Origin of the sequence: Limosilactobacillus sp. (genome assembly GCF_022482365.1) — a bacterium.
GTDB lineage: Bacteria > Bacillota > Bacilli > Lactobacillales > Lactobacillaceae > Limosilactobacillus.
In genome coordinates, this window is sequence record NZ_JAKVPE010000001.1 from 610,376 (window position 1) to 633,848 (window position 23,473).

Below are 23,473 nucleotides of genomic sequence, written 5' to 3' on the forward strand. Positions count from 1 at the left end.
GAAAAAAGTCACCTGGGAGCCTCCCGGGTGACTGATCAAAATTTAGTTATCGCTAACCATCTTGCCGCCAACGCTGTAGCGGTCCTTTTGCATTTCGTTCAGAACAATGTGCACCCGTTCAGCTGGAACATTAGCGTTCTTGCAGATGGCAGCCGTAACGTCCTTTACCAGGCCCTTGAGTTGTTCTTCGCTCCGGCCCTCGATCAGGTCGATGTGTACTAATGGCATGACAGTGCCCTCCTTTATTGTTTTCCTTAATTTTACCATAGAAAGATAAAAGCGGACAGTTCTTCCGTACTTATATAGTAGAAGGGTTCGCACGAAAGTCATCCCCTTCGTACGTGCTAAATACGTGTGATAAAATGAAGGGAAGGACGGAGGGAATACTCATGAAAACTACTGACCAAATTGTTGTTTACCCAATCATCATCAAATATGAACCCGATGATACCGATTGCCCGTACTTAGTAACCATTCCGGACTTAGATAACGGTATGACCCAAGGAAAGTCCATCGCCGACGCCATCGCAATGGCCGAGGACTACATCGGAACGACCAGTCTTGAGGAAAGCCTGCCCACTTCTAATTACGCCTTACCTCAAACCAAGAAAAACGAAACGGTCACCCTCGTCCGAGTCAACGTTTCAGAATACAAACGCAAGCACGATAACAAAGTCGTTAAAAAGACCATTACGATTCCAAATTATCTAAACGAATTGGGCAAGGAAAATGGCATTAATTTTAGTGAAGTCATGACCAACGCTCTAAGAGACAAGTTCAGCATTTAATCTGAAATTAAATTTTTTAGTTCATTTGCAAAATTCTTCCGTATTTAAAGGGTAGAAGGAGGAATTTTGCAATGAACAGAATCCAACAAGCCGCCGCCAACTGGCGCAAGGCGGGCCTTGAAAACGACTTTGTCTTCAGCAAGGTGATGACCGATCCCGAGATCTGCCTGGAGGTCATCCAGAGCATTTTGCCGGGGCTGGCCATCAAGAGCATCAAGCCGCCACGAGCGCAGGAGGAGATCAACCCCAGCAACGATGCCAAGGGGGTTCGCTTCGACGTCTACACCACGGACGATGCCAACAACCACTACGACATCGAGATGCAGGTAGCCGAGAGCCCCAACCTCTTCAAGCGCGTCCGCTATTACCAGTCGCTGAACGCCTTCGCTTCGTACGAGCGGGGCGAGAACTACAACTATGCCCACAATTCCTACGTCATCTTTATCTGTTGCTTCGACCCGATGGGACTGGGGCGGCAGTACTATTCGGTCAATAAGCGGCTCAACCAGGATCCGGCTTTCTTAGTTTGGGACGGGGCCACGGACGTCTATCTCAACGTCACCAGCGAGCGCCACGAGGTCCCGGCAAAGTTGCAGACCTTTCTCGACCAGATTGCCGGGCGTTCCGGTGGGCAGGAAGACGCATTTGGGTTAAAATTAAGACAGAAGATCACGGAAGTTAAGCACAATAAGAAATGGAGGGCGGACTTTATGCGAATGTCTTTAATGGAAATGGATCACCAATACGAACTGGATCAGGCGGAAATCAAGGGACGGAACCAAGGAATTGAAAATGACCGACTCAGCTTAATTAACGGCCTTCTCAAGCAGGGGCAATCTGAAGATGAAATCATTCATTTCCTAACAACCGTGCTAAACCTTTCTGATGAGCAAGCACGCGCCTACTACCACAAAGCAACAACAAAAGACTAGCCACCGGTATTTTACCGACTAAAAAAGCCTTCGCAAATCAAAATTGCGAAGGCTTTTCTACTATTATAATAGGCATCAATTCTTCCGCCGCAATTGGGCCCGGACCTCCTCGGCATCGGTGTGGTTTCCGGTGAAGAGAATGTGGTCGCCCAGCTCGATGATCGTGTCACCGTGGGGCGAAATCGGCTTGTGATTGCGGTAAATCCGGCTGACCGTGATCCGGTCGATAAATGGCAAGGAATGCAGTTCCTGGCCGGTATAGCGCCGGTTGCGGACCGTGGCTTCGAACAGCCCGGCCTCGGTATCCGTCAGCATTTCCACGATCGACGGGCTCTCGATCATCGCCCGCATCACGCTGATTTGGACGTTGAAGATGTTGTAGATTTCAATCCCCTGGGCCGTCAGCTCGTCGATCCGCCGGTGATCCGTCTTCGGGTTCTGCTGGCTGGCAATCACCCGGGTCACCCCGTGGCGCTTGGCAATCCGCGCCAGCTTGGCGTTCTTGCGGTCATCCTTGAAGGCCGCCACCAGGATGTCCGTGTCGAAGAAATCGTGCTCGTCCAAAGTTGTCTCATCCACCTTTTCTAGGTAGGTCAGATCCCGAACCTCGCTGTTGTAGGTCTTGTAATTATCCTGCGAATCGGACACCATCCGGACGACGTACCAATTCTTCGACAATTGCTGCTCGACCGGGACCGTCGCAGTGTTGGCGCCGAGAATGACGACCCGCTGCTTGATCATGTCGGCCGGCCCCAGCTTGTAAACCGAATTGAAGACGATCGGCCCGAGGATGCAGACGATCACCGCCGCCAGGATAAAGGCATCCGACTGCGTGCTGGTGATGGCGTGCAGGTTGCGGGCCACCTGCAGCGATGGCAGGACCAGGGTGATTGTCGTCACGGTCAGGAACCCGCCGGCAAATGAATTCCGCTTCGAAAAGCGCCGCGAAAAGATCAGCACCGTCGGCATCTTCGCCAGGATAAAGCCAGCTACCAGCACCGGAATCAGGGCCAGGGCCCGTGGGTTGGCGAAGAGCTGCTTGATGTCCAGCTTCACCCCGGTCATGATGAAGAAGAACGGGATCAAAAAACCGTACCCGATCGAGGTCAGCTTCTGTTGGGTGTCTTCGCTGGGCTCGAGCAGCTTCATGACCATCCCCGCCAAGAAGGCCCCGAGGATGTTCTCGGCCCCGACTCGCTCGGCAATCGCCACCAGGGTGAAGATCAGGAAGAAGGCCAGTCGAATGTCCAGCTGGGTCGTCGCCTTCGAAATCTTATTAAACCAGATGAAGGGCTGCTTAAACCGCCGCAAGAGGAAGATCGCCGCCAAGAAGAGCAGGACGATCAGCCAGAGCCGGCTCGCATTGCCCCCGTTGATCGAGGCGTAGACGGTCAGCGACAGCATCGGCACGACTTCCCCCAGGACCGCCGTCAGCAGGATCGTCTGCCCCGCCGGCCGGCCCAGGATCTCCTTTTCCTTCAGGGTCGCAATCACCACGCCAAGGGCGACCGTCGAAAAGAGGATCGTGGTCAGGAAAATATCGTTGAAGAGCCCCAGCCACTTCAAAATTACCCCAAGGACCGCCGCGGTGATGAAGACCAGGCCGAACGCCTGCATTGCCAGGTTGACCGGTGACTTGGGATTCGGTGCCGCCCCGGCCTGCCGTTTGAAGAGGTCGAAGTTGATTTCCATCCCCGATAAGAACATCAACATCATCGTCCCCAGGGTCGCCATCATGTTGAGTCCCTGGGTCGGGTTGACCCAGCCGAAGACGCTCTTGCCGATGATGATCCCGGTGACGATCTCGGCCACCGCTGTCGGCACGCTGGCGATCTTGAACCGCGCCATTGCGATCGGGATCACCAGGGCCGCTAACATTACAATCAGGAAAGACAGCCTTTCCATTTCTATCGCTCCCTATTCATTGAAATCATTCTTCCTATTATATACTGGCATTTTCCTCTTGCAAACTAGGAAATTTCTATAGTAAACTTATCTAACATCGTAATTCAAGTAGAAAAGCGTTATAATTTAATTATGTAAACGTTATCAATCTACTTTTTGGAGGAGTTTTTGATATGGCTAATAAACTATCCGCTTGTACCAGTATTTTAATTGGTAAAAAAGCCAGCATTGACGGCACGATCATGATTGGGCGCAACGAAGACGCCAAGGCCGCCTGGCCGAAGCACATGGTTGTTCACCAGCACGGCGAGATGCCAACCCACTTTATTTCGAAGGAAACGAAGCTGGAGCTCGACCTGCCGAGCGACAGTGCCCGCTACACCGCTACGCCGGAATGGACCGACAAGGCCGGCCTGTTCGAAGAGGACGGGATCAACGAGTACGACGTCGCTATGAGTGCCACCGAGAGTGCCTACTCCAATCCCCTGGTTCTTGGCTACGACCCACTGGTGGACAATGGGCTCAATGAAGAAGCGATGGTTACCGTCGTCCTGCCATACATCAAGTCCGCGCGCGAAGGGGTCCAGCGGCTCGGCAACCTGATCGCCAAGTACGGGACCGGTGAAACCAACGGCATCCTCTTCGCCGACAATGACGAGGCCTGGTACTTTGAAACCGGGGCCGGTCACTACTGGGTTGCCCAGCGGATCCCGGACGACTCCTACGCCGTGGTTGCCAACCAGCTAGCCATCCAGGACATCGACTTCACCGACACGAAGAACTTCATGTTCCACCCCGAGATCCAGGCCTTCGTCGACAAGCACCACCTGAACCCGGATCCGGACCACTTTAACTTCCGCAAGATCTTCGGGACGGCCGACCGTTCCGACGCGATTTACAGCGAGCCGCGGGTCTGGATCGGCCACCAGCTCTTTAGTCCAAAGCAGGCCGCAGGCGAGACGCCGGAATCAACCGAGCTGCCATTCCTGATGAAGCCGGACCACAAGCTCTCCATCTTCGACGCCCAGCGCTACCTCAGCAACCACTACGAGGGCACCGAATTTGACCCGATCGGTCACGGCAAGGGCGCGCACAAGTACCGGCCAATCAGCCTGGCCAAGACCCAGGAGTCGCACATCCTGCAGATGAACCGGCAGCCGGGCGCCAACATCCACTGGCTGGCAATGGGCGTCGCCGCCGAGAGCACCTACGTTCCGTTCTTCAACGGGATCACCGAGGTCCCGGCACCGTACAAGCGCGGCAAGCTGCCGGCCCAGCTGAATTCCGCCTACTGGATCTTCAAGCACGCCAGCGTCCTGGTCGACAGTCACCTCCACGACTTCCTGCCGTTGCTGCGTGATGTGCAGAAGGAACGCAACAGCGCCGCCATCAAGATGATCGCCGAGACCGACCGTGAATGCCAGACGATGAACGGCGAATCACGGAGCTCCTATTTGACGATGCAGAGCAACGGTTACGCCATTGACACCCTGAACGCCTATAAGAAGCTGTCCCTCGACCTGATCACCAAGATGACCGATTACTGTGAACTGAACTTTAAGACGGATGAAAACCTGTAAAGAACGTAACTCTAGTCTTTAACTGTATAAAACAGCAAACGACACCCGATAAATTTGTGGATTTATCAGGTGTCGTTTTTGCTTATTTACTTTTGACCGTGCTTTTCAACGGCGGTAACCAGCTCTTCCAGTGATTGGCTGCCGAAGATGACCGGATCGTCACCGATCATGGTTGCCGGCACGGACATAATCTTCTTTTCCTTCCGCAGTGCCGGGAAGTGCTGAAGATCAATCATCGTCGCCGTAATCCCTGGATTCAACGAGGCCATCCGCTGGCAGGCCGCGACCACGTCTGGGCAGAAGTGGCAGGTCAGCGAAACGCCAATCCGAATGTCGGTTGCTGGCAGCTGCTTGATCCGCGCGGCTAATTCCGGTGCAATCGTCTGTCCTGGGCCGGCAACGTTGTAGACGCCCAGGACCAGCGAATTCAACTCATGGCCGGTCGGAATGCCGGCATAGTGAAGCCCGGTGTCCTGACCATCGCCATCGAGCAGCTTCAGCATTGGCAGGTACTGCCCGCTGCCCTCAACCGTCTGCATCGTGAAGTGGTCGTCCAAGCCAACGAATTCATCGACGAAGCTGACCAATTGCTGGCTGAGCTCCCCATCGGTGGTATTGACCTGGAAAATGACCGGTTTGGTTAGACGGGCAAAGATCGGCTTGAGCTGGGCGTCAATGTCGGCCGTCAGCCAGGTGCCCTGGTGAGGCGTGATTTCTTCCTGCTCGTCTAACTGACTGGTCTGGCCAACCGTCTTGGCGGGTTGCTTGGCTTCCACGGTGTGGATTGGGATCCCCTGGCGCTGCTTTTGGGCGGTGACGTAGGCTTCCGCAGCCGTCGCGGCAGTAGCCCCGTCAGCAGCGGCGGTGATGATCTGCCGCAGCGGCTTGACGATCACGTCCCCGGCCGCATAAACGCCGGGAACACTGGTGGCACAGTTTTCATCGGTCTTGATGTAGCCACGCTCGTCCAGGTCAACCAAGCCCTGCAGTTTCTGTGTTGCCGGCTGGGTGCCGACGTAGATAAACATCCCAAAGGTGGTGTCGCCGTCATCGACGTGGTAGACGGTTTCCTTCCCCGTCTTGTTGTTAACCAGGGTGGCGCTGGTGAGGTAGTCATCCCCGTCGACACGCTTTACCTCGGTGTTGTACTCAATGCTGACCTTGGGGTTGTTCAGTGCCCGGGCCGCCGTCAGCGGTGGGCAGGTGAAGTGATCGCCCCGCACCAGGACCGTGACGTGCTTGCCAAAGCGGCTCAGGTAGTCGGCCTCCTCGGCAGCCGCGTAGCCACCGCCGACCACGAAGATCTGCAGGCCGGAGAAGAGCTCGCCGTCACAGGTCGAGCAGTAGGCAATTCCCCGTCCCCGGAATTCGTCCTCACCGGGGAAGCCAACTTTGCGCGGGCTGGCCCCGGTCGCGATGATTACGCTCCGGGCCTGGTAGGTTTGACCACTCTGGCCGGTCAGCGTTTTGACCTCGTCATCAAGGTCGTATTTTTCAATCTGATCGTGCTTAATCGTGACCCCAAAATCAGCCACCTGGCGCTGCATCTGGTTCATCAGCTGGGTCCCGTCGACCTTTTCCACCGCCGGATAGTTGTAAACCACCGAGGTCGTGGTGACCTGGCCGCCGACCGTGTCGCCCTCGATAATCAGGGTGTCCAGGGTGGCACGCCCGGCATAGAGACCGGCGGACAAGCCGGCCGGTCCAGCACCAACCACGATCAGATCGTATAGGTGTTGCTCACTCATTGGCACGCACCCGATTAAAGCTTACCGACAAGGTCCAGGCTCGGCTTGATGGAGTCCTGACCCGGCTTCCAGTTAGCTGGGCAAACCCGGTCGCCGTGCTCACGAACGAACTGTGCCGCCTGCAGGGTCCGCAGAATCTCATCCGCGCTCCGGCCGATCCCCATGTTGTTGATGGTGTAGGATTGGATCTTGCCATCAGGGTCAACGATGAAGACGCCCCGGTAAGCCTGACCGGCATCCTCGTCTAAGACGTCAAACATCCGTGCCAGCTTGCCGGCTGGGTCGGCGAGCATGTGGTACTTGATCTTGCCGATCTTGTCAGAAGCTTCTGCCCAAGCCTTGTGAACGAACTCCGTGTCCTCGGAAACGGAATAGATCTCAGCATTAGCCTGTTGGAAGTCCGCATACTTGTCTTGCAGTGCCTCCAGTTCGGTTGGGCAAACAAAGGAAAAGTCTGCCGGGTAGAAGAAGAAGATACTCCACTTGCCTAAAACATCCTTCTTTGATACTTCAACGGTCTTGCCGTCCTGGTATGCGTTCACCTTAAAGTCGCCGATTTCATGTCCAACAAAATTCATGAATATCTCCTCCTTAATTAGAATCATTCTTAACTACACCTCTATTGTAACAGACTCTCTGGAGAATGCAAGGCTATTTAGAATTATTATAAAAAGAGGTCGGGAATTAACCCAACCTCTTTGCTGTTATATAGCTTATAATGCAGCAACGCGGTAGCTGGCTGGATTCCGAACGTTGATAAATCAACGTCCGGAACGCCTAGCCAGCCTCCCAAATAGGCTAGCTCCGCGTCGACGGGGGTGGGAAGACGAACTCGCAAGCGAGTTCTGTCCCACTCCCTAAATACGTTTTTGATTCTTAGGATTGCGGCCAAAGCCCAGTGCCTGCCCCAAACCGTGCCAGATGGCGTAACGGATCGCCTTTTGCTTGGCCGCCGCCGTAGCTTGCTGGTCATCATCGGGTTCTTCATCCTGCTGGGTCTTTGCCGGGTTAGTCGGCTGACTGGTCGGATCGAAGGTGATGGTGGGTTCGGCGCTTGCACTTGCTTCCTCTTCTGACGGTTCTGATTCCGACTGAAGCTCAATATCGGCAGGCGTCGGCTCTTCGTCATCATCCCCCATCGCCATGAACTGTGGCGACTGGCTGCTGACAAAGCGAATCTCTTCGGGCTCTTCGTCGTCCTCGTCAGGCTCAAATTCAGCCGAATCCGCGAGCGAGGCGTGGGGCTTCGTGAACAGTCCCTGGTCGTCCTCAGCGGCGCTGTCCTGAACTGTGGTCGTCCGGTGATGGGTCGAATTGGTTGCCCGAAGCGCCGAAAGCGGCAATACTTCAACTTCACTTGTGGCCTCCTGAGCCGTGACGCTGGTCGAACCCGAACTCGATTGGGACTGCGGAGACTGACTGAGCGCTGCCGAAGTTGATGTCGACTGAGATTGACTGCCCAGCGATTCCGCCGATAGTGACTGGAACTGCAGCATTGTGGTCGACACGGACGTACTGGTTACCGCCGAATGAGAAGTACTGGTCGTTCCCGATTGTAGGACGCTATCCTGGGCGCTCTGTGATTGTGACTCGGTCATCGAGCTCGTCGTCGACATTTTAGTCGTCATCGATTGCGGCCGCGGCTTTGCGGATTGGCTGAGTGCCGGCCTTTCGCTAACCGGCGCCATCTCATGCACACTTGGCTTCCCGTCCAGCGTCTTCTTGGCATTATTGATCGTCTGCACCGTCAGCTCGGCCATGATCTCCGGCTGCATCTCACGGTCGTCCTTCTCACGCAAGATATCGCGGCCCATTGCGATTGCCTGGTCATAGATGCTTCGCGAATGGGCACTGGCATTCTGGTAGCGATAGGTCTGCCGAACGTTTTTGCTCTCGTCCAGCAGGCGCTGCAATTCTTCAAAATGGATATCGCTGCTCATCTTTTCTCACCTAATTTCCACTGCACGTTTATAAGTCTAGTATAGCAGTTCTTAGGGAGGAAAATAAAAAAGATTCTGGTAAGTTGCCAGAATCTTCATAAATATATTTATCGTTACCAACTGGCCTTGCGAACACCCGGAATCTGACCCTTGTGTGCCAGGTTCCGGAAGTTGATCCGGGACATGCCAAACTTACGCATGTAGGCGTGTGGCCGGCCATCATAGCGGTCCCGGTTGTGCAGACGAACCGGGCTGGAGTTGCGCGGCAGCTTTGACAGGGCGATGTAGTCACCCTTGGCCTTCAACTCCTGGCGTTTTGCAGCGTACTTCTTAACTAATGCTTCCTGATGATGTAATTTAGCAATCTTTGACTTCTTAGCCATGTATCGACTGTATCCTCCTTGGTTAATCTTTTTTATCATCAACTGCAACAACACTTTTAAAACATCTGCGAATATCATTCGTCAACTATTATCGCAGGACTTCTAACTTTTTACAAGCAAAATGGCTTGCCTATTTTCTTAAGCTTTCCTTAAAGCACTCGTACTCTTTTGCATAGCCGTATCGCTGGTTTTGGGCATTGAGCAGCTCGTCATCGTGGGTGTAGGCGTTGCCCGTGTCCATCATCTTTTGGTAGAGCTCAAAGTACGGCAGGTCCGTCTGGCGTGCCCGTTCCTTCTCCCGGTCGCGATCATAGGCAACGTGCCGGAAGTCGGTCGAAGCCAGGCCCAGGTCGTCGATCTCCAAGATCAGGTAGTGGGCCCGCAGATCCTGGTGCAGGGCCGGCCAATGGTTAAAGGGCTCACCGACCGCCCCCGGGTTCAGCACCAGTCGCTCATCGGTGCTGTAACGCAGGAGGTCATGATGGACGTGGGCATAGATAGCCACGTCTAGGGCCGAGGCCCCATTCTCCCGCTTAAAGAGCCGGTCGAAATTGGCCGAGGCATTGGTGGGGAAAAGGTCCTGGCCCATGTTGAGATCCGGCAGGTTGTGGGAAATGCCGAAGTTCAGGCTGCCGACCTGGCGGGTCACCTGCAGCGGCCAGCTGGCCAGCTCGTCGATGAGTCCCGGCTGGGCGTGTTCGGCCACGTACTGAGCGAGGCGGCCAAAGTAGGCATGGGAAGGCTTGGCGGTATCGATTTTGCCGCGCGCACCGACGACAACCAGGTCATCCCAGTTGCCCCGCACCTTGACCGTCGGCGCCATCTCCCGCATTAATTGCCAAATTTCATTGACGCTCGGACCCGGCATCAGCAGGTCGCCGATGAACCAGTATTCATCGACCCCCTGCTTCAGGCTGTCTTGATACATCGCCTGGAGCGCGCTCAGGTTCCCGTGAACGTCCGAAAAGACCGCAATTTTCCTTTTCACTGCTATTCCCCCTCTTTTTATCTATCATAGCAAACTTTACCGGCCTTGCCACGCAAATTGTTCTTGACCGTAAGCGCTTGTCCGGTGCTAGACTAGTAGACGGCATTATATTAGTAAGAAAGGACTTTTTCATGGCTCAAAATCACTCTGTCAACATTTCACTGCAAACGCGGCGAATCATCACCGCGATCCTCCTGCTCTCGGCCTTCGTCAGCCTGGCTAGTCAGACGATGATGGTCACTGCACTGCCGGTCATCTCCAGCGACCTCCACGTCTCGCTGAACACCGCCCAGTGGCTGACGACTGGCTACACCCTGATCATCGGGATCGTCACCCCACTGTCGTCGAACATGTACGATAAGTTCACCAACCGTCACCTCTTCCTCGGCACGATCGGGACCTTCATCCTCGGGACCCTGCTGGGCTGCTTTGCGACTAACTTCGCGACCCTGCTGGCGGCACGGCTGATCCAGGCCTGCGCCGGGGGGATGCTGATGTCGTTTCAGATGACCACCATGATTTCGATCTACCCCATTGAAAAGCGGGGGTCGATCCTCGGCCTCTCCAGCCTGGTTATCTCGGCCGGGCCGGCGCTGGGGCCAACCCTGGCCGGATTCATCCTCCAGGTTCTGCCCTGGCGGTGGCTCTTCATCCTGGTGCTCCCGCTGATGGTCATCATCTTCATCATCGGCTACTTCAAGCTCGATAACTTTTCAACGCCGCGCGACATCAAGATCGACTACCTGTCCGTCTTCATTTCCCTGGTCGGCTCGGCCCTGACCCTGGGCTGCTTGACCGCCTTTCAGGAAAACTTCTGGATTGGTCTGGCCATGCTGGTCGTCGGCCTGGCAATTATTGCCGTCTTCGTCAAGCGCCAGCTCCGGCTCAAGAACCCAATGCTCAAGGTTCAGATCTTCAGGTACTCCTCCTTCCGGCTGATGACTTTGGTCGGGATCTTCGCCTTCATGGTCCTGCTAGGTACCGAACAGCTCCTGCCGATCTTCACTGAAAGCGTTCTCCACGTCGGCAGCTTCATGTCCGGACTGATCCTCCTGCCGGGAGCCATCTGTAACGCCATCACCGCCTCGATCGTCGGCCGGCTCTACGACCAGTACGGGCCAAAGTGGCTGATCATCACCGGTGGGGTCATCATGCTGCTGGCCTCAATTCCGCTGGTCACGATCTCCGCTCACTCCTCCCTGCTCATCCTGACGCTCGCCTACGCGGTCCGGATGATCGGGAACGCCTGCGTCTTCAGCCCGGCCCTATCCGAAGCCTTCTCCCAGCTGTCGCAGAGCGAAAACAGCCACGGGACCGCGCTCAACAACACCCTGCGCCAGGTCTTCGGGGCCGTTTCCGTCACCATGGTTGTTGTCATCTCCGGGCTGCCCGCATCCCTGACGACCGGGGTTCAGATTGCCATGTGGGTCACCGTTCTGCTGGTCGTCTTCATGCTGGTGACCTTTGTCCACTACCTGGCAACTAAGCAGAAAGATTAACTTTTCGACCAATTATCGCTATGGTTAAGATAAGTACTGTTTAAGGAGGCTTTTGAATGGATTCCGCCGTTGCTGCCGGTAAATTTCCGCACGGGTGGCACCGCACTTTTTACACGCTCTGGCTAGGGGCCTTTATCACGGGGATGGGCTACTCAATGACGATGCCCTTCATCTCACTGTTCATCAACGAACTCGGCTCATTTAGCCACTTTCAATTAAACTTTTACTCTGGACTGGCCTTTGCCGTCACCTTTATTTCCCAGGCAATTGTTTCCCCGTTTTGGGGCAGCCTGGCCGATCGGAAGGGCCGCAAACTGATGTGCATGCGGGCTTCCGGGGTGATGGCCTGCACCATCTTCATCACCGGGCTCTCGCAAAGCGTCTGGATGATCATCGCCATGCGGACCCTCCAGGGGATCTTCTCGGGCTACATCAACAACGCCACTGCCCTGATGGCCGGGGAAACGCCCCACAGCCGCTCCGGTTGGGTGATGGCGGCCATGTCCACCGCGGGCGTGGCCGGCAACCTGGTCGGCCCCCTGCTCGGTGGGTCGCTGTCCGGGGCATTTGGCTACCGGATCCCCTTCTTCATCACCGGGCTCTTGATGCTGAGCGTCTTCTTTTCGACCTGGCTGCTGACGGTCGAGCACTTCCGGCCGATCAAGAAGGCCGCCATGAAGCCCCTCGGTGAAATCATCCACGAGCTGCCCAACCCGCGGCTGATCTTCGTGATGTTCTTGACCACCATGATTGTCACCGCCTCCACGATGTCGATCGACCCGATCATCAGCCTCTACGTCCGCTCGCTGATGCATAACCGCGGCAACGTGGCCTTCGTCGCCGGGATCGTGGCGGCGACCCCCGGGCTGGGGACGCTAATTGCGGCCTCCAAAGTTGGGCACACGATGGACCAGGTCGGACCGGAACGAATCCTGCGCACCGGGTTGGCGGTCGCTTTCGTGCTTTTCATTCCGATGACCTTCACCCACTCGCCCTGGTCGCTGGCCTTCTGGCGCTTCCTCTTGGGACTAGCAAACGCGGCATTGATGCCCGCCGCCCAGACGGTCCTGACCCTGGACGTGCCGGCCGAGGCCTTTGGGCGGATCTTCAGCCTGAACCAGTCCTTCCAGGCCGGCGGCGCCGTTTTGGGTTCGCTCCTCGGCTCCCTAATTTCCGGCCTGTCCAGCTACCAGATGGTCTTTGCCGTCACCGGCTTGACCCTGCTGATTAACCTGGTGCTGGTGTTAACCGTTCGAACCAAGAAAACTGCCTAATCAAAAAACTCGATGCCTCATTGCGAAGCATCGAGTTTTTTCTTAGGCCAGTTGAATTTGGCGACTGTTAACTTGGCAGGTCATCCCCTGGACGGAACGGTGCAAAAGCGGCAGGAAACCGTCGCTCACCGCCACCCCATCAAGTGCCAGGCGGCTGATCATGCACAGGTAGTTGAGGCTGGTGACCGTTGCGACCAGTTGAACCTGGGGCGCCAGCTTGGCGAGGGCGGCACTCACGATCAAATCGTAGTAGCTCGTCGCCCCGGCCATCAGGAAAAGCATATCGGCGGCCGGGTGGAGGCCATCGAGCAGCTGGCGAACCATCTGCCGGGTGGCGATTCCACTGATGGCCAGCGGAATTCCTTCCTGGGTCAGCTGTTGGATCAGCTGCAGGTTCAGTTGGCCATCCGACATGGCCGGAACCTGGACGTAGACGTTGTCCCCCAGCATGGTCAGTCGTTCCGCCGCGGCCCGCATTCGTGCCGGATCATCGCTCGCAGCCAGCGGAAGCACCAGACGATTAGCACTGACCGCAGTTGCCAATTCGGCTAGTTTTGTCTCGCTTCCTGCCGGTGCAGCAGTCAATACCAGGTTGCTGCTGGGTGCAGAAGCAGCGGCCTGGGCCAGGACACGCGGCTCACTGCTTTTAATAAATAAGCCACCAGAGATTAATGATTTCACAACAAACGCCTCACTTTTTAGCTAGACCAATTAAGTACAGTCCCTATAATGCACCATTTAATTGCCGCGTTCAAGGAATTTCAATAAAACTATACCAATTTTACAAATTTAGTAAAAAAGTGGCCGCCCACTATAACGGTGAGCGGCCGTTCCAATTTATGCCGTTTTAATCTCAACCAGCAGCGGGTTCTCGGCCGTAGTCAGGGTCGTCGGGTCATTTTGGTAACCATCGTAAACCTTGCTGATCTTGCCACTGACCGGGGACTTGAAGGTTTCAACCGCCTTGCCGCCTTCAATGTCGATCAGCTGGTCGGCCTTCTGGATTGCCTCGTCAACCTGAGGCGTTTCCAGGAAGGTGATGTCACCCAGTTCCGAGATTACCTTGCTATCGAGGCCCACCTTGACCAGGTTGTCGTCCTGCTGCCACCAGAGGCCGTTGTCCTCGCGGTGAACCGGGGCCTCATGGCTGAATAGGTGCTTAAACCAATTTACAATCCGTTGCCACATAAGAATTCCTCCTAGTCTGCAAGAATCAGGTCAGCCAATTCTTCGGCGCTGACCTTCCCCAGGTTAGCGGCCAGGTCGGCATCGTTGAAGGCCTTAACCAGGCTTTCACGATCCAGCTTGGTGCCAACCAGGTGCTGTTCAACAATGTGTGGATCACCGGCCGTGAAGAAGTCACCGTAGATCTTGACGTCCGTGATCTGACCGTCCTTCTCGTTGAAGTTGAAGGAAACGGTCCCGATTGGGTAGTGCTTAGAAACGTAGTGCTTGAAGCCAGGGTTCTTCCCGAAATTCCATTCGTCGGTCCGGTACTGCTCAACCAGGCGAGAGTCAATGATGTCCCAATCGTGGTCAGTCAGGTGGTAGGTCTCGACGTCGTCCATGGAATCAACACCGAACATGTGGCAGAGCAGGTAGTTCTTGAAGTCCTCCGTCGTCCAGTCTTGGTACTTCTCCGGCAGGTAAGGCTTAATGTTGGTTACCCGGGCGTTGACGGATTTAACCCCCTTGGAGGCCAGCTTGTCCTTTTCCGGCGTCAGCACTTCGCTGGCAGTCTCCATGTTCAGATCAAACATGACGGTCCCACCGGCAGCGTAGGAGTTGTCACCCTTGACGATTGCCATCCCAGAGAACTTCTTGCCGTCGATCGTCATGTCGTTCCGACCACTGACCTCGGCGGATTCAATCCCCAGGTCGTGGAGGGCATCGACAACTGGATCACCAATGGCGTGGAAGTCGCCGAACTTGCTCATGTCACCGACAACAATGTTTTCAAAAACCAGGTTACCGAAGTCGTGGTAGACCGCGCCACCACCACTGGAACGGCGGACCAGCTCGATGTTGTGCGACTTCAGGTACGGCAGGTCGATCTCGGCGTAAGCGTTCTGGTTAACGCCGATAATGACGGATGGCTGGTTGATGTAACAAATCAGGCCGTGACCCTTTAGGCGCAGGTCGTTGATCAGATAGTTGTCCAGGGACTGGTTGACGAGGGCGTCGTGAACCGGCTTCCCATTCCGACTGGTATCAATAAAGAACATGAAAAACACCTCTAACAAATGGTTTCAAAGTTTAGTTGCTGTATGCGATTTCAGTATATACCGTAATCAATCTAATTAACAGTAGTTTGTCCTCTGTCGATTAGCTCAGTGTTTCACTTCCGCTTCAGATCGTTTAACTTCTAGGGACGAGAAGTGATTGCTTAAGCGCTGATGGTATGTCAAAATTAAAGTTGAAGAAATTTATGTTTGATTTTTACGATTTATGTTTGAAGCTAATAATGTTGCAGTCTAAAAAGCCTTGTATATCAGCACTTCTTGATTTATTTATATTTGATTTATGTTTGATTTATGTTTGATTTATGTCTGATTCACTAATTTTAAAGGATTGTTTATACTATGAAAATCTTACCAAACGAAGATGTCCATCTAGAATATAAAGAGTTAGAAGAAAATAAGCTGCCAAAAAGTATCTGGGAAACCGTTAGCTCATTTGCAAATACTGATGGTGGAACAATCATTTTAAGCGTAAAAGAGCTTAAGCATCCATTACGTAATATAGCAACCGGCCTTAGCGATCCTTACAAATTAAAGCAAGACTTCTTAAACACTCAAAGTAGTAATAAGCTGTCCCAAGCTGTTGCTAGTGAAAGTGATATAAATGAATTTGAAATAAATGGGAAAAAGCTTCTTAAAATTTATATTCCAAAGATAAATTATACTAATCGACCACTATACTTAAATGGCAATCTACGTAATGCATATAAACGCGAAAACGATAGCGATAGAAAGATTTCAGCCGATGAACTCAGAGCATTTATAAGAGAATCAGATGCCGACGTAGATAAAGAACTATTACCTAATTTCGGATTAGATGATATTATACTGTCCGATTTACAACTGTTTAGATCTAGGTTAAACGATGTTTCGGGTAATTTATACATTGATGGCAATACTGAAGACTTCTTAATCAACATCGGGCTCATGCAAAAAGATCGTACCGTCCCTAATGGTAATTACCTTTTAACAAAGGCAGCGTTACTTTTATTTGGAAAATATAATTCAATCATCCAAGTTTTCCCTTCTTTTATGCTTGATTTAATCATTAAACCGAATAAAACTATTCCAGACTACTCAGATCGTGTATACACTTCAAATGAGCCAGACCACCCTAACAATATTTATGGTTTTTACAATGCTGCTTACGAAAAATTATCTTCTATAACTAAGAACAGTTTTCAGTTACGTGGTGACACTCGGATCGATATAGGCGACTCATTAAAGCGCGTGCAAAGAGAAGCATTGGTAAACGCACTTGTCCACGCAGATTACGAATCACGGGAACCAGTAAAGATAAATGCTTATAAAGATTATGTTGAATTCAATAATCCTGGAGAAATGCGCGTTTCAACAGAGACATTTATAAACGGTGGTCAATCAGTACCAAGGAACCCTTTCATATTTAATGCTTTTGTCAAAGCAAAACTAGGTGAACATACTGGTAGTGGGGGATTAAGAATTTACAAGACCACAAGTGATTTGAAATTAAGGGCTCCCGAAATAACAACTTCCTTCACCTCAACCAGTCTTTTAATTTGGAAAGTTCCATTAACTGAAGCTGTTCTTCAAGAATTGCCTAAATCCTGGAGAGCTACTTATAAAAGGATTTCGGAGAAACTAGTAGTTTCATATTCCGATTTAAAGGATTTATATAAGACCTCGTATGAAGGGCACAAAATACTTAACGAAATGGTAACAAAAGAACTAATAGAAAAAAGCGGGCAAGGAAAAGGAACAAAATATTCTCTTCCTATCGACTCACCATCCGCTCGAGTTTCAATGAATTCATACATAAGACAAATTCAGCAAATACTAGATAATAACCATAATTCTTCAAATAGCTGATTTTTCTCTGTTTGATATAGACTTAGACATTTTTTCAGCAAACATTAACTGCTTAAACCCTATTTAATCAAAAACGGCTAGAACTCACGCAGAGCATCCAGCTGTTTTTTTGTGGTTGATTCAATTACAGGAAGTATTTACTTGGTCAGGCCCGTCTTGAAGATGGCGATCCCGTGAACGTTGTACTTTTCGTTATTGGTCTTCTTCCCGCTGGCCACGTCGATAATGAATTGGATGAACTTGTCGGCGAGACTGTCCATTGATTCATTCATCAATTGTCCGGCATCAAAGTCAATCCAGCGTGGCTTCAGGTTGGCAATATAGGAGTTTGAGGAAACCTTAACCGTTGGCACGTAGGTTGCAAACGGCGTTCCCCGTCCCGTCGTGAAGAGGACCATCTGACAATCGGCGGATGCTTCCGCGGATGATGAAACCAGGTCGTTCCCCGGTGCCTGCAGAAGGTTCAGGCCCCGCGTCTTGATCTTGTCACCATACATCAAGACATCGTTCACGCTGGAAGTACCAGACTTCTGCGTGCAGCCAAGCGACTTGTCCTCCAGAGTTGAGATTCCCCCGGCCTTGTTACCAGGAGATGGGTTTTCGTAGATTGGCTGGTGGAAGCGTTCGAAGTATTCCTTAAAGTTGTTGATCAGGTGGACAATCTTGTCAAAGGTGGCCTGGTCCTTGGCCCGGGACATCAGGATCGTCTCCGCACCAAACATTTCTGGAACTTCTGACAAGACCGTCGTCCCGCCCTGGGCAGCAACAAAGTCGGAAAGGCGTCCTAGCAATGGGTTGGCCGTCACACCAGACAGGCCATCGGAGCCCCCGCACTTCAAGCCAATCTTCAATTCACTGAGTGGTTGCGGAGTACGGTGGTCGTCCTTGACCGCTTCGTTCAGTTCCTCGAGCATTGCCAAGCCATCGGCAATTTCGTCATCACTGTCAGCAGAAGACAGGAACTTGACCCGTTTCGTGTCGATTGGGCCACCAGCTTTTTCCAGCAGCTCCTTCATCTTCTTCAGTTCGTCATCGTCTGTGCAACCCAGTCCACAGATCAGAACTGCGCCAGCGTTTGGCTGCATGGCGGCGTCGACTAGGATCTTGCGTGCCCGCTCATAGTTGTCCTGCGGTGTTTCGATCCCGTAGGTGTGCTTGAGCGGAACCACATTGTCGAAATTGCCGTCGTCTGGGTGGAGGGCCTTGAATTCGGTAACCAGTGGATCGAGCAGTTCACTGACCGAGCCCACTACCGGGATAATGTAGAGGTCATTCCGGATACCGACCTTGCCGTTTGGCCGCTTGTAGCCCATGAACTTCCGGTCGTCCTTTTTCCCCTTGGCGGGAACCTTGATTGGGTCGTAGTGGTAAGAAAGCTCACCGGACAGGTTCGTGGCAATGTTATGGATGTGGACATGCTCACCGCGCTTGATGTCCTGGGTGGCATGACCAATCGGGTAACCATACTTGATCACGTCGGCACCCTTCTTGATATCCTCCAAGGCAATCTTATGTCCCCGGGTGATGTCTTCGATGGTGGTGACGTCGCCATGGTCCTGCGTCTTCAGTACCGTGCCTTCAGGGATATCCTGGAGGGCCACCGCGACTGAATCGTGGTCATCCAAAATAATGAAATTATTCATTATTCAAAACTCCTTTTACTTTTCGTTCCGAATCCGCAGCAGTTCTTCGTGGAACTTCTTAGCATTTTCGGTTACTTGATCGTAGTCACCATCAGCACCAGGGCCAACCAGGCTACCACCGGCACCAACACAGAAGGCACCAGCTGCAAACCAGTCCTTCATGTTGTCCAGGGAAACACCACCACTTGGCATAATGTTGGCCTGTGGGAATGGCCCTTGCAGTTCTGGGATCATCTTAACACCAGCAATGGCGCCAGGGAAGATCTTGACAACATCAGCCCCGGTCATCAGTGCCTGTTGAACTTCGGTTGGCGTGAAGCAGCCTGGCATGTAAGGAACGGCGTAAAGGTTGCAGAGCTTAGCAACTTCTTCATTGTAAGAAGGACTAACAATGAACTTAGCACCGGCGATCATAGCCATCCGGGCCGTTGCGGGATCCAGAACCGTCCCGGCACCAACAACAACGTCGGGATCATCCGCAAATTCTTCGTTCAGGTGCTTGATCGTGACGTCGGCATTTGGTGACGTAAAGGCTAATTCGATTGCCTTGACCCCACCCTTGATGCTGGCCTTGGAGGTCTTGTAGGCATTTTCTTCGCTCCGACCCCGAACAACGGCTAAAATGCCGGCCTTTTCAACTGCTTTCAGTGCTTCATACTTTGGTAACATATTTTTTCTCCTTCTTTTCTTATTCAATTATGACAAATGCATTTCGTACTGGGAAACTTTGCTGCTGTGGGCTGGCAGAATTTCATTACCTGGCTTTTCCATCCAGTCAACTGGCTCGCCCAAGACATCCGGCAGGCCATTGAATGGTTCCATGCACAGGAATGTACAATCCAGGTCTTCCTTGGTCCACAGGCACAGATTCTTAAACTGGCTGACATCCATTTCAACCGCGTGCGGTGTCTGTGCTGAGGATAGCTTAACACTCTTGATGCCTGGGTTGCTAATGATCCGCAGGCCCGGTTTGAAGACGTCGTAGTTCAAGGTCAGCTTACCATCCTTAGCGCCAGTCAGCTCTTCTTCCTTCCCAGTCCGGTAAGGATTTGGCGTCTTGACGATCTCGTAAACCTTGATTGGGTCTTTCAGGCCGGTGAACTGAACTTGGTAGTCGGTAAACTTGCCGTCGCCATTGATCGGCACGTTGAATGCCGGGTGGGAGCCCAGGGAGTACGGCATTTCCCGGTCAGAATCATTTTCAACCGTAAAGCTGACGGAAAGGCCGGTGCTGAGCAGGGTGAAGACCACCGTCAGCTTAAAGTCGAATGGGTAGAGGGCCTTCGTTTCGTCGTTGGCCACCAGCTGCAGTGCCAGGGCATTCGGCGTGTGGTAGCTCACCGTGAAGTCCTGATCGCTGACAAAACCGTGCTGGGGCATCTCATAGGTCTTGCCGTCCAGAACGTACTTGTCCTGGTTAGAACGACCGATTGCCGGGAACAGCACTGGGGCGTGTTTCCCCCATTCCTTGCCGTTCCAAATGTAATCAAAATCGGCTTTCTTATTTACCAGGTGCGTTAATTGCGCCCCGTGCTCGTCGATTTCTGCACTAAAGACATCATTTTCAATTTTTTGCATTTTGGTAACTTCCTTACTATTCAGTGACCCCGATCTTGAAGATTGCCAGGCCGTGCAAGCCGGCCTTTTCATTGCTGGTTTCCTTACCGCTGGCAATCGCGATAATGTCATCAACGAATTCCTTGGCCAGTTCATCAAACGGCTTCGTCAATGCCTGGCCACCATCAAAGTCAAACCAACGCTGCTTCTTAGCTGCCAAGGCGGAATCAGCCGCCACCTTCACGGACGGAACAAAGCTGGCGTACGGCGTTGCGACTCCCGTGCTGACAACGACCAGCTGGCAGTCAGCAGCGGCCTCGGCCGAGGAATCGATCAGGTCGTTGGCCGGCGCTTCCAAGACGTTTAAGCCGGCAGCGCTGACCTTCTTGCCGTAACTGATCGCACCGCTGATCGCGGCATCCCCAGCCATCTGCAGGGTATTAACTGCCAATTCCTTGGCGGTCGTAATCCCCTTCGCTTGTTCCTTGGCACTTGGCTCGTTAACCAATTGTTGGTCAAATTCAGCGTAGTAATCACGCATGTGACCAAAGACGTGCTGAACATCTGCTGCCGCCTCTTGACTTGCGCTTTGCTTGACCAGCTCGTCTTCTGCGGCGGCCAGGTTCGGCAGCCCAGTCAGGACGGTGCTGCCGCCATTGGCGTTGATCACATTTGCCAGGTGACCCAGTAGGCGGTCAGCGGTCAACGGCGAAACAGCGGCTGGCTGAACGCTTTGCAGGCCGACCTTCAACTCGCTCAATGGCACCGGCTCACGGTGGTCATTAGCGGCAGCGGTGTTCAATTCCTCTAGCATTTCCTGGGCCGTGGCAAATTCGTTCTTGACCTCCTGGGCAACCAAGAACTTCATCCGATCCGGATCAATGCCGGCCATCTTTTCGATGGTTTCCTTCATCCCGTCCATCTGGTTATTCTCACAGCCCAGGCCGAATACTAAGACACCACCAGCATTGGGATGCAGTGCGGCATCACACAGGATCTGCCGCGTTTGTTCAAAGTCCTCCCCCAGCTGTGAACAGCCGTAAGGATGCTTTAACAAGATGATGTTGTCAAAGGACCCGTTATCGGGGTGGGCAGCCTTGAATTGTTGCACCATCACGTCCATCAATGGGGTAATGCAGCCAACGGTCGGTACAATGAAGAGATCGTTGCGGATCCCGACCTTGCCACTCTTCCGCCGGTAACCCATAAAGGTTTGCTTGGTCAGGTACTTGGACAGGTCCGCTGCTGGAGAAGTCGATTCAGCATCATCTTCAGCCGCGTCACTCAAATTGTGCTCATCAACCAACTGGCCAGCCTTAACGTCCGCCGTCAAGGTTCCAATGTGCTGCCCAAATTTGACGATGGGTTCGCCAGCAGCCAGGTCCGTCAAGGCAACTTTATTGCCAACCGGAACCGCGGCTAATAAATTCAGTTGACGGTCGTTAACATTAACAGTATCTTTGGCAGCTAAGTCCGTCGTGGCAATTGCCACGTTGTCACTGTCGTTTAAGATAACCAGTTTTTCCATGAAACTACTACTCCTCTGCATTAATTTCCTGGACAATTGCCCGGGTGCCCTTTTCGGCAATTTCGTTGTAGTACTTGGTTACCAAGTCTTCCAGTCCTGGAATCTTGGTGAGGTCTTCACCCCAGAATTCTGGGTTAGAGAGAGCCTCGTGAATAAAGTTGTCGTCGCCCTGGATCTTCTTGAAGCCCGCCGCGACATCAGCCGTATCGTTAATTTCAAATTCGGACTTGCCGTTGTAGATCCACATGTAAGCAGCCAGTGCCAAGGTCATCCGTTCTGGCAGCTTGTTGTACTTAGCGTAGTAACGCTTGTAGTTTGGCAGCAGCCGTGCGGCATACTTGGAAATACTGTTCAGTGCCAGGGCGCTCAGCTGGTGCTTAACATAAGGATTTTCAAACCGTTCTTGGATCCCCTTGGCGTAGCTGTCCAGTTCTTCCTTCGGCAGCGGAACGACCGGAATGATTTCCTTGTGCATTTCGTCGTCAATGAACTTGTAGAAGTCCTTGTCGGCCATTACTTGACCAACCGTCTCCAGGCCTGCCAGCCGGCCAATTGGTGACATCGTGGTGTGCGGGCCGTTTAAGATGGAGACTTTCCGGTTCCGGTATGGCTGCATGTCGTCAGTGACAACCAGGTTGATCCCGGCTTCCTTGAGTGGCAGGACCTTTTCAATTTCCTTGTCCCCTTCGATGACGAAGATCAGGAATGGTTCGGTCTTAACCATGTTTTGGTCCTTGTAGCCCCATTCCTTTTCCAGGTCAGCAGCCCGGTCGCGTGGGTAGCCCGGAACGATCCGGTCAACCAGCGTGGAGTAGAACTTGTTGTCGTTGTTGATCCAGTCAACAAAGTCCTGGCCCAGCTTCCAAAGGTCAGCATACTGCAGAATGGCCTTCTTCAGTGCATCCCCGTTGTGGTTAATCAGTTCGCACGGAATGATGTGGAAGCCCTTCTTGCCTAATTCGAAACGGTGGTAAAGCAGTGCCGTTAATTTGGCCGGGTAAGAACTCTTTTCACCCTTCTTCAATGCTTCCAGCGTGTCTTCAGGAACGAATTCAATCCCCGCTTCGGTCGTGTTGGAGAAGATCACTTCGATGTTGTCATCTTCGGCCAGGGCCAGGTACTTGTCATAGTCGGTGTAGGGGTTAACGGTTCCGTTAATGGATTCAATAATTTCGTGGCTTTGGATCTTCTTGCCGTCCAGAATTCCTTCCAGCAGAACGGTGTAGAGGTCGTCCTGTTCGTCAAGCTCTTTAATCCGGCCCTGCGGTAGCGGCTGAACAATCTGGACGCCACCCTTGAAGAGGCCCTGCTTATTCATCTGGTGAATCTGCCAGTCGATGAAGGCCCGCAGAAAATTTCCTTCACCAAATTGAATTACCTTGTTTGGGTATTGCGGCAATTTACGAAAACTGTTATTAAGTCTATCCATCTTAGAAAACCTCCAGATTAATCAACATGCATCAACAATTTAAACCCAGTCCAACGAATTAAGCGGCATCTGTGAGAGGGGCGATGTGCACTTTGTATCAAAGATTGACCGGGATTTAAGGGCGTAGCCACCATTGCTTGGTTTTCAAATGATGGATGCGCTATCAATATGCTTATATTATAAAATGTTAA

General features: G+C 52.7%; 21 protein-coding genes. 6 read left to right on the top strand and 15 right to left on the bottom strand.

The features are described 5' to 3' along the window. Positions 1-42 precede the first annotated feature (42 nt). The gene (locus LKE23_RS02900; RefSeq protein ID WP_267201505.1) at positions 43-228 is read right to left on the bottom strand and encodes a 2-hydroxymuconate tautomerase; all 186 of its coding nucleotides are present in this window, start codon (positions 226-228) and stop codon (positions 43-45) included. A 161-nt stretch (positions 229-389) separates the two neighbouring features. On the opposite strand from LKE23_RS02900, the gene LKE23_RS02905 reads away from it, so the two are divergent. Further along, complete coding sequence (locus LKE23_RS02905; RefSeq protein ID WP_291978001.1) at positions 390-788, top strand: type II toxin-antitoxin system HicB family antitoxin; 399 nt, start codon at positions 390-392, stop codon at positions 786-788. A gap of 71 nt (positions 789-859) precedes the next feature. Further along, entirely contained in the window at positions 860-1,720 is an 861-nt protein-coding gene (locus LKE23_RS02910) for an Rpn family recombination-promoting nuclease/putative transposase (protein ID WP_291978002.1), read from the top strand. Positions 1,721-1,795: 75 nt separating this feature from the next. Here LKE23_RS02910 and LKE23_RS02915 read toward each other — a convergent pair whose 3' ends face one another. Beyond that, positions 1,796-3,625, bottom strand: a complete 1,830-nt coding sequence (locus LKE23_RS02915; protein ID WP_291978003.1) for a monovalent cation:proton antiporter family protein — start codon at positions 3,623-3,625, stop codon at positions 1,796-1,798. A 173-nt stretch (positions 3,626-3,798) separates the two neighbouring features. On the opposite strand from LKE23_RS02915, the gene LKE23_RS02920 reads away from it, so the two are divergent. Beyond that, a complete protein-coding gene (locus LKE23_RS02920) occupies positions 3,799-5,205 on the top strand; it encodes a C69 family dipeptidase (protein ID WP_291978004.1) in 1,407 nt (468 codons plus the stop codon). An 86-nt stretch (positions 5,206-5,291) separates the two neighbouring features. On the opposite strand, the gene LKE23_RS02925 is transcribed toward LKE23_RS02920, so the two are convergent. From LKE23_RS02925 to LKE23_RS02945, 5 genes are all read right to left on the bottom strand, one after another. After that, positions 5,292-6,953: an FAD-dependent oxidoreductase gene (locus LKE23_RS02925; RefSeq protein ID WP_291978005.1), complete on the bottom strand. Its 1,662-nt coding sequence runs from the start codon at positions 6,951-6,953 to the stop codon at positions 5,292-5,294. A gap of 14 nt (positions 6,954-6,967) precedes the next feature. Further along, entirely contained in the window at positions 6,968-7,531 is a 564-nt protein-coding gene (ahpC, locus tag LKE23_RS02930) for an alkyl hydroperoxide reductase subunit C (protein ID WP_291978006.1), read from the bottom strand. A gap of 279 nt (positions 7,532-7,810) precedes the next feature. After that, on the bottom strand, positions 7,811-8,893 hold the full coding sequence (locus LKE23_RS02935) for an FIVAR domain-containing protein (protein WP_291978007.1): 1,083 nt from the start codon (positions 8,891-8,893) through the stop codon (positions 7,811-7,813). A 113-nt stretch (positions 8,894-9,006) separates the two neighbouring features. Beyond that, positions 9,007-9,276 carry a 30S ribosomal protein S14 gene (rpsN, locus tag LKE23_RS02940; RefSeq protein WP_291978008.1) on the bottom strand — a complete coding sequence of 90 codons (270 nt, stop codon included), beginning with the start codon at positions 9,274-9,276 and terminating at the stop codon, positions 9,007-9,009. 130 nt (positions 9,277-9,406) lie between these two features. Further along, positions 9,407-10,264: a metallophosphoesterase family protein gene (locus LKE23_RS02945; protein WP_291978009.1), complete on the bottom strand. Its 858-nt coding sequence runs from the start codon at positions 10,262-10,264 to the stop codon at positions 9,407-9,409. A 131-nt stretch (positions 10,265-10,395) separates the two neighbouring features. Here LKE23_RS02945 and LKE23_RS02950 point away from each other — a divergent pair, with 131 nt between their 5' ends. Continuing rightward, entirely contained in the window at positions 10,396-11,763 is a 1,368-nt protein-coding gene (locus LKE23_RS02950) for a DHA2 family efflux MFS transporter permease subunit (protein WP_291978010.1), read from the top strand. Between the two features lie 56 nt (positions 11,764-11,819). Further along, a complete protein-coding gene (locus LKE23_RS02955; protein WP_291978011.1) occupies positions 11,820-13,037 on the top strand; it encodes an MFS transporter in 1,218 nt (405 codons plus the stop codon). A 42-nt stretch (positions 13,038-13,079) separates the two neighbouring features. Here the strand turns inward: LKE23_RS02955 and LKE23_RS02960 are convergent, their stop codons facing one another. The 3 genes from LKE23_RS02960 to LKE23_RS02970 all read right to left on the bottom strand — a co-directional run bounded on the left by LKE23_RS02960 (position 13,080) and on the right by LKE23_RS02970 (position 15,262). After that, positions 13,080-13,718: a hypothetical protein gene (locus LKE23_RS02960; RefSeq protein WP_291978012.1), complete on the bottom strand. Its 639-nt coding sequence runs from the start codon at positions 13,716-13,718 to the stop codon at positions 13,080-13,082. Positions 13,719-13,874: 156 nt separating this feature from the next. Next, positions 13,875-14,225 carry a hypothetical protein gene (locus LKE23_RS02965; RefSeq protein WP_291978013.1) on the bottom strand — a complete coding sequence of 117 codons (351 nt, stop codon included), beginning with the start codon at positions 14,223-14,225 and terminating at the stop codon, positions 13,875-13,877. A gap of 11 nt (positions 14,226-14,236) precedes the next feature. Then, entirely contained in the window at positions 14,237-15,262 is a 1,026-nt protein-coding gene (locus LKE23_RS02970) for a lipoate--protein ligase (RefSeq protein WP_291978014.1), read from the bottom strand. Positions 15,263-15,619: 357 nt separating this feature from the next. Between LKE23_RS02970 and LKE23_RS02975 the strand changes: the two genes are divergently transcribed. Next, positions 15,620-17,125: an RNA-binding domain-containing protein gene (locus LKE23_RS02975; protein ID WP_291978015.1), complete on the top strand. Its 1,506-nt coding sequence runs from the start codon at positions 15,620-15,622 to the stop codon at positions 17,123-17,125. 137 nt (positions 17,126-17,262) lie between these two features. Here the strand turns inward: LKE23_RS02975 and LKE23_RS02980 are convergent, their stop codons facing one another. From LKE23_RS02980 to LKE23_RS03000, 5 genes are read right to left on the bottom strand one after another with little or no spacing between them, the layout of a single operon-like run. After that, positions 17,263-18,768 (bottom strand): UxaA family hydrolase, encoded by a 1,506-nt coding sequence (locus tag LKE23_RS02980; RefSeq protein WP_291978016.1) that lies wholly within the window; start codon positions 18,766-18,768, stop codon positions 17,263-17,265. Between the two features lie 15 nt (positions 18,769-18,783). Next, positions 18,784-19,437 (bottom strand): bifunctional 2-keto-4-hydroxyglutarate aldolase/2-keto-3-deoxy-6-phosphogluconate aldolase, encoded by a 654-nt coding sequence (locus tag LKE23_RS02985; RefSeq protein WP_291978017.1) that lies wholly within the window; start codon positions 19,435-19,437, stop codon positions 18,784-18,786. 27 nt (positions 19,438-19,464) lie between these two features. Next, complete coding sequence (locus LKE23_RS02990; protein ID WP_291978018.1) at positions 19,465-20,346, bottom strand: aldose 1-epimerase family protein; 882 nt, start codon at positions 20,344-20,346, stop codon at positions 19,465-19,467. 16 nt (positions 20,347-20,362) lie between these two features. Next, positions 20,363-21,853 carry a UxaA family hydrolase gene (locus LKE23_RS02995; RefSeq protein ID WP_291978019.1) on the bottom strand — a complete coding sequence of 497 codons (1,491 nt, stop codon included), beginning with the start codon at positions 21,851-21,853 and terminating at the stop codon, positions 20,363-20,365. A 7-nt stretch (positions 21,854-21,860) separates the two neighbouring features. Beyond that, the gene (locus LKE23_RS03000) at positions 21,861-23,282 is read right to left on the bottom strand and encodes a tagaturonate reductase (RefSeq protein WP_291978020.1); all 1,422 of its coding nucleotides are present in this window, start codon (positions 23,280-23,282) and stop codon (positions 21,861-21,863) included. Positions 23,283-23,473 lie beyond the last annotated feature (191 nt).

What these genes read in the sequence shown, in the direction of transcription:
- LKE23_RS02900 (WP_267201505.1), bottom strand. Translation starts at nt 228, where the DNA reads ATGCCATTAGTACACATCGACCTGATCGAGGGCCGGAGCGAAGAACAA.
- LKE23_RS02905 (WP_291978001.1), top strand. Translation starts at nt 390, where the DNA reads ATGAAAACTACTGACCAAATTGTTGTTTACCCAATCATCATCAAATAT.
- LKE23_RS02910 (WP_291978002.1), top strand. Translation starts at nt 860, where the DNA reads ATGAACAGAATCCAACAAGCCGCCGCCAACTGGCGCAAGGCGGGCCTT.
- LKE23_RS02915 (WP_291978003.1), bottom strand. Translation starts at nt 3,625, where the DNA reads ATGGAAAGGCTGTCTTTCCTGATTGTAATGTTAGCGGCCCTGGTGATC.
- LKE23_RS02920 (WP_291978004.1), top strand. Translation starts at nt 3,799, where the DNA reads ATGGCTAATAAACTATCCGCTTGTACCAGTATTTTAATTGGTAAAAAA.
- LKE23_RS02925 (WP_291978005.1), bottom strand. Translation starts at nt 6,953, where the DNA reads ATGAGTGAGCAACACCTATACGATCTGATCGTGGTTGGTGCTGGACCG.
- ahpC (WP_291978006.1), bottom strand. Translation starts at nt 7,531, where the DNA reads ATGAATTTTGTTGGACATGAAATCGGCGACTTTAAGGTGAACGCATAC.
- LKE23_RS02935 (WP_291978007.1), bottom strand. Translation starts at nt 8,893, where the DNA reads ATGAGCAGCGATATCCATTTTGAAGAATTGCAGCGCCTGCTGGACGAG.
- rpsN (WP_291978008.1), bottom strand. Translation starts at nt 9,276, where the DNA reads ATGGCTAAGAAGTCAAAGATTGCTAAATTACATCATCAGGAAGCATTA.
- LKE23_RS02950 (WP_291978010.1), top strand. Translation starts at nt 10,396, where the DNA reads ATGGCTCAAAATCACTCTGTCAACATTTCACTGCAAACGCGGCGAATC.
- LKE23_RS02955 (WP_291978011.1), top strand. Translation starts at nt 11,820, where the DNA reads ATGGATTCCGCCGTTGCTGCCGGTAAATTTCCGCACGGGTGGCACCGC.
- LKE23_RS02965 (WP_291978013.1), bottom strand. Translation starts at nt 14,225, where the DNA reads ATGTGGCAACGGATTGTAAATTGGTTTAAGCACCTATTCAGCCATGAG.
- LKE23_RS02970 (WP_291978014.1), bottom strand. Translation starts at nt 15,262, where the DNA reads ATGTTCTTTATTGATACCAGTCGGAATGGGAAGCCGGTTCACGACGCC.
- LKE23_RS02975 (WP_291978015.1), top strand. Translation starts at nt 15,620, where the DNA reads ATGAAAATCTTACCAAACGAAGATGTCCATCTAGAATATAAAGAGTTA.
- LKE23_RS02980 (WP_291978016.1), bottom strand. Translation starts at nt 18,768, where the DNA reads ATGAATAATTTCATTATTTTGGATGACCACGATTCAGTCGCGGTGGCC.
- LKE23_RS02985 (WP_291978017.1), bottom strand. Translation starts at nt 19,437, where the DNA reads ATGTTACCAAAGTATGAAGCACTGAAAGCAGTTGAAAAGGCCGGCATT.
- LKE23_RS02990 (WP_291978018.1), bottom strand. Translation starts at nt 20,346, where the DNA reads ATGCAAAAAATTGAAAATGATGTCTTTAGTGCAGAAATCGACGAGCAC.
- LKE23_RS02995 (WP_291978019.1), bottom strand. Translation starts at nt 21,853, where the DNA reads ATGGAAAAACTGGTTATCTTAAACGACAGTGACAACGTGGCAATTGCC.
- LKE23_RS03000 (WP_291978020.1), bottom strand. Translation starts at nt 23,282, where the DNA reads ATGGATAGACTTAATAACAGTTTTCGTAAATTGCCGCAATACCCAAAC.